The organism is Phenylobacterium sp. (genome assembly GCF_030693805.1).
Classification (GTDB): Bacteria; Pseudomonadota; Alphaproteobacteria; order Caulobacterales; family Caulobacteraceae; genus Phenylobacterium.
This window is the reverse complement of record NZ_JAUXZW010000192.1, coordinates 1-6,570: the sequence shown is the minus strand read 5'-3', so window position 1 is coordinate 6,570 and position 6,570 is coordinate 1. Positions and strand designations below refer to the sequence as shown.

The window sequence follows — 6,570 nt, the reverse complement described above, 5'->3', positions numbered from 1 at the left end:
TGCAGATATTCGTTTTGCGCTCGAAGGTAACGGCCAGGCCTTGTTCGTCAAACGCCATGACAATCACCGCAGCGCCATAGCGCCGCGCCAGCCGTGCCTGGTCGAGAAATTTCGACTCGCCTACTTTCAACGAGATGGAATTGACAATGCCCTTGCCCTGAATGCATTTCAGGCCCGCCTCGATCACCTCCCACTTCGACGAATCGAGCATGATCGGCACGCGGCAGATCTCGGGCTCGGCGGCGATGAGGTTGAGGAAGGTGACCATAGCGGCCTGCGAATCCAGCAGGCCCTCGTCCATGTTGACGTCGATGATCGTCGCGCCGGCGTCGACTTGCTGACGGGCCACGGACAGGGCGGCGGAATAGTCGCCCTCCGCCACCAGCTTGCGGAATTTGGCCGAGCCGGTGACGTTGGTGCGTTCACCGACGTTGACGAAGACGGGTCTCATGGGGCGGTGGGTTCCACGGCAGGTTCGCGTCCGGCGAGGGCCAGGCGGCGACTGAGGATGGCCTGAGGCGCGCCGGCGGCGACCAGAGCAGGCCAGGTCTTGGGTTGCTCAGCCTTGGCGTCGCGCAAGGTGGCGACCAGGCGGGCCAACGTCGCGAGATCCGCAGCGGCCGCGACCTTGACCACCGCCGCGCCGGACAGCGTCTCGACCGGCAGCGGCTCCGACGCGGCGATGTCGATGCGCGCGCAGGTCTGCAGGAAAGCCGTGCCGAGCGACAGCTGGGCCGCGTCGCTGATCGCGCGGCGGTTCAGGCGGCTGCGCATGTCGCGCACCGCCTCGGTCTCCGCGGCGCTGAGCGCCAGCGCCTTGTTCGGCGTCGCCATGGTCAGCCTTCCGCCAGCTCGAACGGCTCCAGGCCGGCCAGCCGCATGGCCCTGGGGCGCTCAGGGACGACGCGGGGCTTCAGCCCTTTCACCGAGTTCGCCACGTGGGCGATGTGGTCGGGCGTGGTGCCGCAGCAGCCGCCCAGGATGTTGACCAGGCCATGTTCGGCCCACTCGTGCAGGAAGTGGCCGGTCTGGTGCGGTTGCTCGTCGTACTCGCCCATGGCGTTGGGCAGGCCTGCGTTCGGATAGGCGGACACTAGGGTGTCGGCGATGCGCGACAGCTCGGCGATGTGCGGACGCATCAACTCCGCGCCCAGCGCGCAGTTGAGCCCGATGGCGAACGGCTTGGCGTGGCGCACGGAATTCCAGAACGCCTCCACCGTCTGGCCCGAGAGCGTGCGGCCCGAGCGGTCGGTGATGGTTCCGGAGATCCAGATCGGCAGCGCCTCGTAGCCTTCGTCCTGGATGTCGAGGATCGCCTTGATCGCCGCCTTGCAGTTGAGGGTGTCGGTGATCGTCTCGATCAGGAACAGGTCGACGCCGCCGTCGTGCAGCGCGATCACCTGTTCGCGGTAGGCGTCATAGACCTGCTCGAAGGTCACCAGCCGCGCGCCGGGGTCGTTGACGTCCGAGGACATCGACAGCATGCGGTTCAGCGGTCCGATGGCGCCGGCGACGAAGCGTGGCTTGTGCGGCTCTTTCGCCGTCCAGCGGTCGGCGGCCTCGCGGGCGAGCCGGGCGCCGGCCAGGTTCAGGTCGCGCACCGCGCTCTGCAGCTCGTAGTCGGCCTGGGCGATGACCGTGGACGAGAAGGTGTTGGTCTCGCTGATGTCGGCGCCGGCGGCATAGTAGGCGTCGTGCAGCTCGGTGACGATGTCGGGCCGCGTCAGGCACAGGATGTCGTTATTCCCCTTCAGACCCACCGTGTGGTCGGCGAAGCGCGTCCCGCGGAAGTCGGCCTCGGTCAGCGACCGCTTCTGGATCATCGCGCCCCACGACCCGTCGAGGACGATCACCCGCTCGCGGGCGGCGGCGTGCAGGGCGGCGATGCGCTCGGCGCGGGTCATGCCAAATTCTCCTTGGCCAAGATCTCCTTGGCGGCCGGCGCCGGCTCCCTCACGCCCAGCACGCGGCAGATGGCGTAGACGAGTTCGGCTCGGTTGAGGGTGTAGAAATGGAAGTCCGAGAACCCCTCCTCGGCGAGGCGGGCGCACATCTCGGTGGCGACGGAGGCCGCGATCAGCCGGCGTGTCTCAGGGTCCTTCTCCAGGCCGTCGAACAGGTTGGCCAGCCATTCCGGCAGGTTGATGCCGATCGGCCCGGACATGTTGCGCAGCGACTTGTAATTGGTCACCGGCATGATCCCCGGCGAGATCAGGATGGTGACGCCGGCCTTGCGGACCTTGTCCATGAACCGCAGGTAGCCGTCGATGTCGAAGAAGAACTGGGTGATGGCCCGCGTCGCGCCGGCGTCCACCTTGGCCTTCAGCACTTCGATCTCGTGCTCGATCGACGGGCTCTCCGGGTGAATCTGCGGATAGAGGCCGACGCTGACCTCGAAGGGCGCGATGGCGCGGATGCCGGTCGTCAGCTCCGTCGCATTGGCGTAGCCGTCGGCGCGGGGCTCATAGGCGCCGCCGATCTTGCCCGGCGGATCTCCACGCAACGCCACGATATGGCGCACGCCAGCATCCCAGTACTCGCGCACCACCTCATCCACCTCGTCGCGCGAGGCGTCCACGCAGGTCAGGTGCGCGGCGGGCTTCAACGTCGTCTCGTTCAGCATGCGCAGCACGGTGCGGTGGGTGCGGTCGCGGGTCGAGCCGCCGGCTCCGTAGGTGACCGACACGAAGGTGGGGTCCAGGGGCTCCAGCCTGCGGATCGCCTGCCACAGGTTCTCCTCGGCCTCGGGCGTTTTCGGCGGCGAGAACTCGAAGGACACGCTGGGACGCGGCGTTCCGCCGACGCCGGCGCGGGCGACAGGACCGAGTGCGGTCTGCGAGGGCGTCATGCGGCGCTCCTTTGCGTTTGCCGCGCGCGTTCCGCGGTCCAGATCTTGACGGTGAGGCCCTCGCGGCGGGCCGGCGGAAGGGCGTGGCTGCGGACCTTGGCCAGGCCCGCGTCCTTCAGCCAACGCTCGATCTCGGCGTCGGCGAAACCCAGGCGGCGGTGCTGGTGCTGCTCGCGCAGGAACTCGAGCTTGTGCGGGGCGAAATCGACGATCAGCAGGCGTCCGCCCTGGTCGACCAGGCGCGAGGCCTCCTTCACCGCCGCGGCGGGATCGCCCAGGTAGTGCAGGACCTGATGCACGACCACCAGGTCGGCGCTGGCGCCCGGCAGGCGGGTGCCGAAGATATCGCCGTGGCGAAGCTCGCAGCGTTCCAGCCCGACGTCGGCCACATGGGCGCGGGCGATGTTCAGCATCTGCTGCGACAGGTCGAGGCCCAACGCCCCTTCGGCGCGCGGACCCAGCAGCGTCAGCATGCGCCCCGTGCCGGAGCCCAGGTCCACGAGCCTGCGGAACGGCCCGTCGCCGGCGGCGCGCAGGATGGCGTTCTCGACGTCGGCCTCGGAAACATAGAGCGAGCGGATCTCGTCCCAGCGCGCGGCGTTGCGGGCGAAGTATTCCCCGGCCTCGCTGGCGCGTTCCGCACGCACCCGCTGCAACCGCTCGATGTCGGCGGACAGCACAGGATCGGCCGGATCGATGCGGCTGAGGGTCTCGGCCACCAACTCCCTCGCCTCACCTGATGCCACGAGGCGGTAGAACACCCAGGCCCCGTCCGGGAAGCGCTCGACCAGGCCAGCTTCGGCCAGCAGCTTCAGATGGCGCGAGACGCGAGGCTGGCTCTGGTCCAGAACACGGCCGAGTTCCAGAACCGCCAGTTCTTCATGGGCCAGCAGCGCGAGGATGCGCAGGCGCGTGGGTTCCCCCACCGCACGCAGTACGTCCACCGCCTGATCCATCGTCAGCGCCATGTTCATATAAAGATATCTTTATGTCTTTATGTCAAGTCGTGAGCAGCGGCGCCGAACTTTATCGCGTCTCGACAGTTTCGCCCGCCAGCGAACGCGGGGGCAGAGCCGCGGGCGGGCGGTGCGCGTTTATCTGCAGACCTACTCCATGATCCAGAAGGTTTGCTCATGAGTGAACTGGTGCCGCACATGCCCGCGATCTTCGCCGGTCATGGCAGCCCGATGAATGCGCTGGGCGGCGCCTACGCCGCGGTGTGGCGGGCGTTGGGCGCAAGGCTGCCGAGACCCAAGGCGGTGCTGTGCATTTCGGCCCACTGGTTCGTCGACGAGACCGCGGTGACCGCCATGGAGCACCCGCGCACGATCCACGACTTCTATGGCTTCCCGAAGCCGCTCTACGACATGCGCTACCCAGCGCCCGGCGACGCCTGGCTGGCCGAGCGGGTCGCCGACATCCTGGACCCCGTGCCGGTGCGCCACGACCACGACTGGGGGCTGGACCACGGCGCCTGGTCGGTGCTGGCCCATCTGTTCCCCGCCGCCGACGTGCCGGTGGTGCAGCTTTCGATCGATCGCCGCCGCCCGGGTTCGTTCCACTACGAACTCGGGCGCAGGCTGGCTCCGCTGCGCGAAGAGGGCGTGCTGATCTTCGGCAGCGGCGATGTGGTGCACAACCTGTCGGCCGCCGGCCAGGGCATCCCCGACTACGACTGGGCGGTGCGCTTCAACACCCTGGTCAAGGACGCGGCGCTGGCCTTCGACCACGCGCCGTTGATCGAGCCGGCCGGCCCCGACGCGGATCTCGCGATCCCCACCCCCGAACACTACCTGCCGCTGCTTTATGTGCTTGGCGCGCAGGGTGAGGACGAGACGGTGACCTTCTTCAACGACGAGATCGCGCTCGCCGCCGTCAGCATGCTGGGCGTGAAGATCGGCTAGGCGAAAGCTGCAGTGGCGTTGCGCACGTCGAGCGCGGGCTGTCTTAAGCGGGCCGCGCTCAGGCCATCCCCTCGATGAGCGTGCGCGGGCTCGCATCGCCCAGTTCAGACCCGCCGTCGCAGGTCAGGATCGTGCCGTTGAAGTAGCTGGCTGACTCGCTGCACAGGAACACCGCGCTTTCGGCGATTTCGGAGATCTCGCCGAACCGGCGCAGCGGGATGCGCCGGGTCATCGCCTCGGCGGCCTCCGGCGTCGGCGTCAGGCGGGCCATGCCTTCGGTGCCGGCGATCGGGCCGGGCGAGATGCCGTTGACGCGGACGCCTTCCGGTCCCCACTCCATGGCCAGCACGCGAACCAGTTGGTTGACGCCGGCCTTGGCGGCGCAGGCGTGCGCCTGGAACGGCGCGCTCTCGGATCGTGGAGGCGGCGGACCGCACCACGCAATCTGGCGTTGACCGCCTGACCAGCGGTGATGGCGATCAGCGAGGCGCCAGGCTTGCGCAGCAGGTCGTAACTGCCGCGAAACACGTTGAAGGTGCCGTTCAGGTCGATGTCGACGACCGTGCGAAATGCGTTCGACGACAGCCCAGACGCCGGCGACAGGAAGTTGCCGGCGGCGCCCGAGACGACAATGTCGAGCGGCCCGAATGCTTCGGTCACCGAGACCATGGCGGCGCGCACCGCGTCGTAGTCGCGGACGTCGCACGAGAGCCCCATCGCCTTGTCCGCACCGCCGATCTGGGCGGCCGCCGCCGCGGCCTTCTCCGGATTGCGGCCGGCCACGGCGACGCGCGCGCCGAGTTCCCCCAGCCGCTTGGCGATGCCCAGGTTGATGCCGCTGGTGCCACCGGCGACGAATACGGTCTTGCCGTCGAACAGGGCGTCCTTGAAGGCGCTCATGCGTCAGTCCTCAAATTTGCAGGGAAGGGGCGGATCGGGATCAACCGGTAGGGCGTCGAGGCGTCAATCATCGTGCCGGCACCTTTTCCGCGGATCCGTTTCGCTAAAAAGGATCTCAACTTGCGCGGCCGCTTCGGTCAGGGGGTCTACGGAGCGGCGGACACGACACTGGATGAGCGCGCCCTCGATCAGCGCGATCGTCACGCGAGCAGTCTCCGCCGCCTGCGTTGGTTCGCACCCATGCTCGACCGCGGCATGCTCGAGAATCGCGGCCCACCGGCGGAATGCATCGGCGGCGGCCTCACGGATCTTGTCGTCGCGCGACGCCATCTCAAGGACGATTGTGGTGATCGGAGATCCGTCCGCATATGCCGACTGCCGCATCCAGTTTCCGACCATGGCGAGATACCGTGCGACGATCTCCTCTGGACGGGCTCCATCGGCGGCCAAGGCGGATAGCGTGCCGGCGACCTTCTCTGCAGCCAGTTCAATGGCCGCGAAGCCGATCTCGGCTTTACCGTTCGGGAAATAATAATAGAGCGAGCCCTTCGGCGCACCGCTCGCCGCGAGGATCTCATTGAGGCCGGTGGCCGCGTAGCCCTGCTGTCGAAAGAGGCGCACCGCCGCTTCCAGGATGGCTTGTCGATGTTTCGGCGCGTTCCCCATGCACTTCTCAATTGACACATATTATGGCGACCGGTCTATATGCAATCGCCTTCGAGCATTCACCGCATGCGCTTCCGGCGCGAGCAGTTCACCGAAATCTGGGGAAGGCCATGTCGTCTGAGAGGCTGTTTGGAAAAGGCGTGAGCGGTGATTCCGCTTCATCGTGGTCTGTGATTCAAGCTCGGGATGTGGACCGAGCAGAGCCGTGGCCGGATGGCCAAGATCGCGAAGAAGACCAAGCGATATCCATCT

General features: G+C 67.4%; 9 protein-coding genes. 1 reads left to right on the top strand and 8 read right to left on the bottom strand.

Annotation, left to right across the window (positions count from 1 at the left end):
• From Q8M88_RS07860 to Q8M88_RS07840, 5 genes are all read right to left on the bottom strand, one after another.
• On the bottom strand, positions 1-451 hold a 451-nt coding region (locus tag Q8M88_RS07860; protein ID WP_305596094.1), incomplete at its 3' end, for a dihydropteroate synthase.
• Entirely contained in the window at positions 448-834 is a 387-nt protein-coding gene (locus tag Q8M88_RS07855; protein ID WP_305596092.1) for a hypothetical protein, read from the bottom strand. The genes Q8M88_RS07855 and Q8M88_RS07860, both read right to left, overlap by 4 nt.
• Positions 835-836: 2 nt before the next feature.
• The gene (locus Q8M88_RS07850; RefSeq protein WP_305596091.1) at positions 837-1,904 is read right to left on the bottom strand and encodes a homocysteine S-methyltransferase family protein; all 1,068 of its coding nucleotides are present in this window, start codon (positions 1,902-1,904) and stop codon (positions 837-839) included.
• Positions 1,901-2,848 carry a methylenetetrahydrofolate reductase [NAD(P)H] gene (gene metF, locus Q8M88_RS07845; RefSeq protein ID WP_305596089.1) on the bottom strand — a complete coding sequence of 316 codons (948 nt, stop codon included), beginning with the start codon at positions 2,846-2,848 and terminating at the stop codon, positions 1,901-1,903. Before metF ends, Q8M88_RS07850 begins: the two co-directional genes overlap by 4 nt.
• Complete coding sequence (locus tag Q8M88_RS07840) at positions 2,845-3,816, bottom strand: metalloregulator ArsR/SmtB family transcription factor (protein ID WP_305596097.1); 972 nt, start codon at positions 3,814-3,816, stop codon at positions 2,845-2,847. Before Q8M88_RS07840 ends, metF begins: the two co-directional genes overlap by 4 nt.
• A 165-nt stretch (positions 3,817-3,981) precedes the next feature.
• Between Q8M88_RS07840 and ygiD the strand changes: the two genes are divergently transcribed.
• A complete protein-coding gene (ygiD, locus tag Q8M88_RS07835; protein ID WP_305596087.1) occupies positions 3,982-4,752 on the top strand; it encodes a 4,5-DOPA dioxygenase extradiol in 771 nt (256 codons plus the stop codon).
• 58 nt (positions 4,753-4,810) lie between these two features.
• Here ygiD and Q8M88_RS07830 read toward each other — a convergent pair whose 3' ends face one another.
• The 3 genes from Q8M88_RS07830 to Q8M88_RS07820 form a co-directional block, all read right to left on the bottom strand.
• Positions 4,811-5,101, bottom strand: coding sequence for an SDR family oxidoreductase (locus Q8M88_RS07830; RefSeq protein ID WP_305596081.1), 291 nt, complete (start codon positions 5,099-5,101; stop codon positions 4,811-4,813).
• Entirely contained in the window at positions 5,011-5,652 is a 642-nt protein-coding gene (locus Q8M88_RS07825) for an SDR family NAD(P)-dependent oxidoreductase (RefSeq protein WP_305596079.1), read from the bottom strand. The genes Q8M88_RS07830 and Q8M88_RS07825 overlap by 91 nt, the downstream gene beginning before the upstream one ends.
• Positions 5,653-5,715: 63 nt before the next feature.
• Positions 5,716-6,318, bottom strand: coding sequence for a TetR/AcrR family transcriptional regulator (locus tag Q8M88_RS07820; RefSeq protein ID WP_305596077.1), 603 nt, complete (start codon positions 6,316-6,318; stop codon positions 5,716-5,718).
• Positions 6,319-6,570 lie beyond the last annotated feature (252 nt).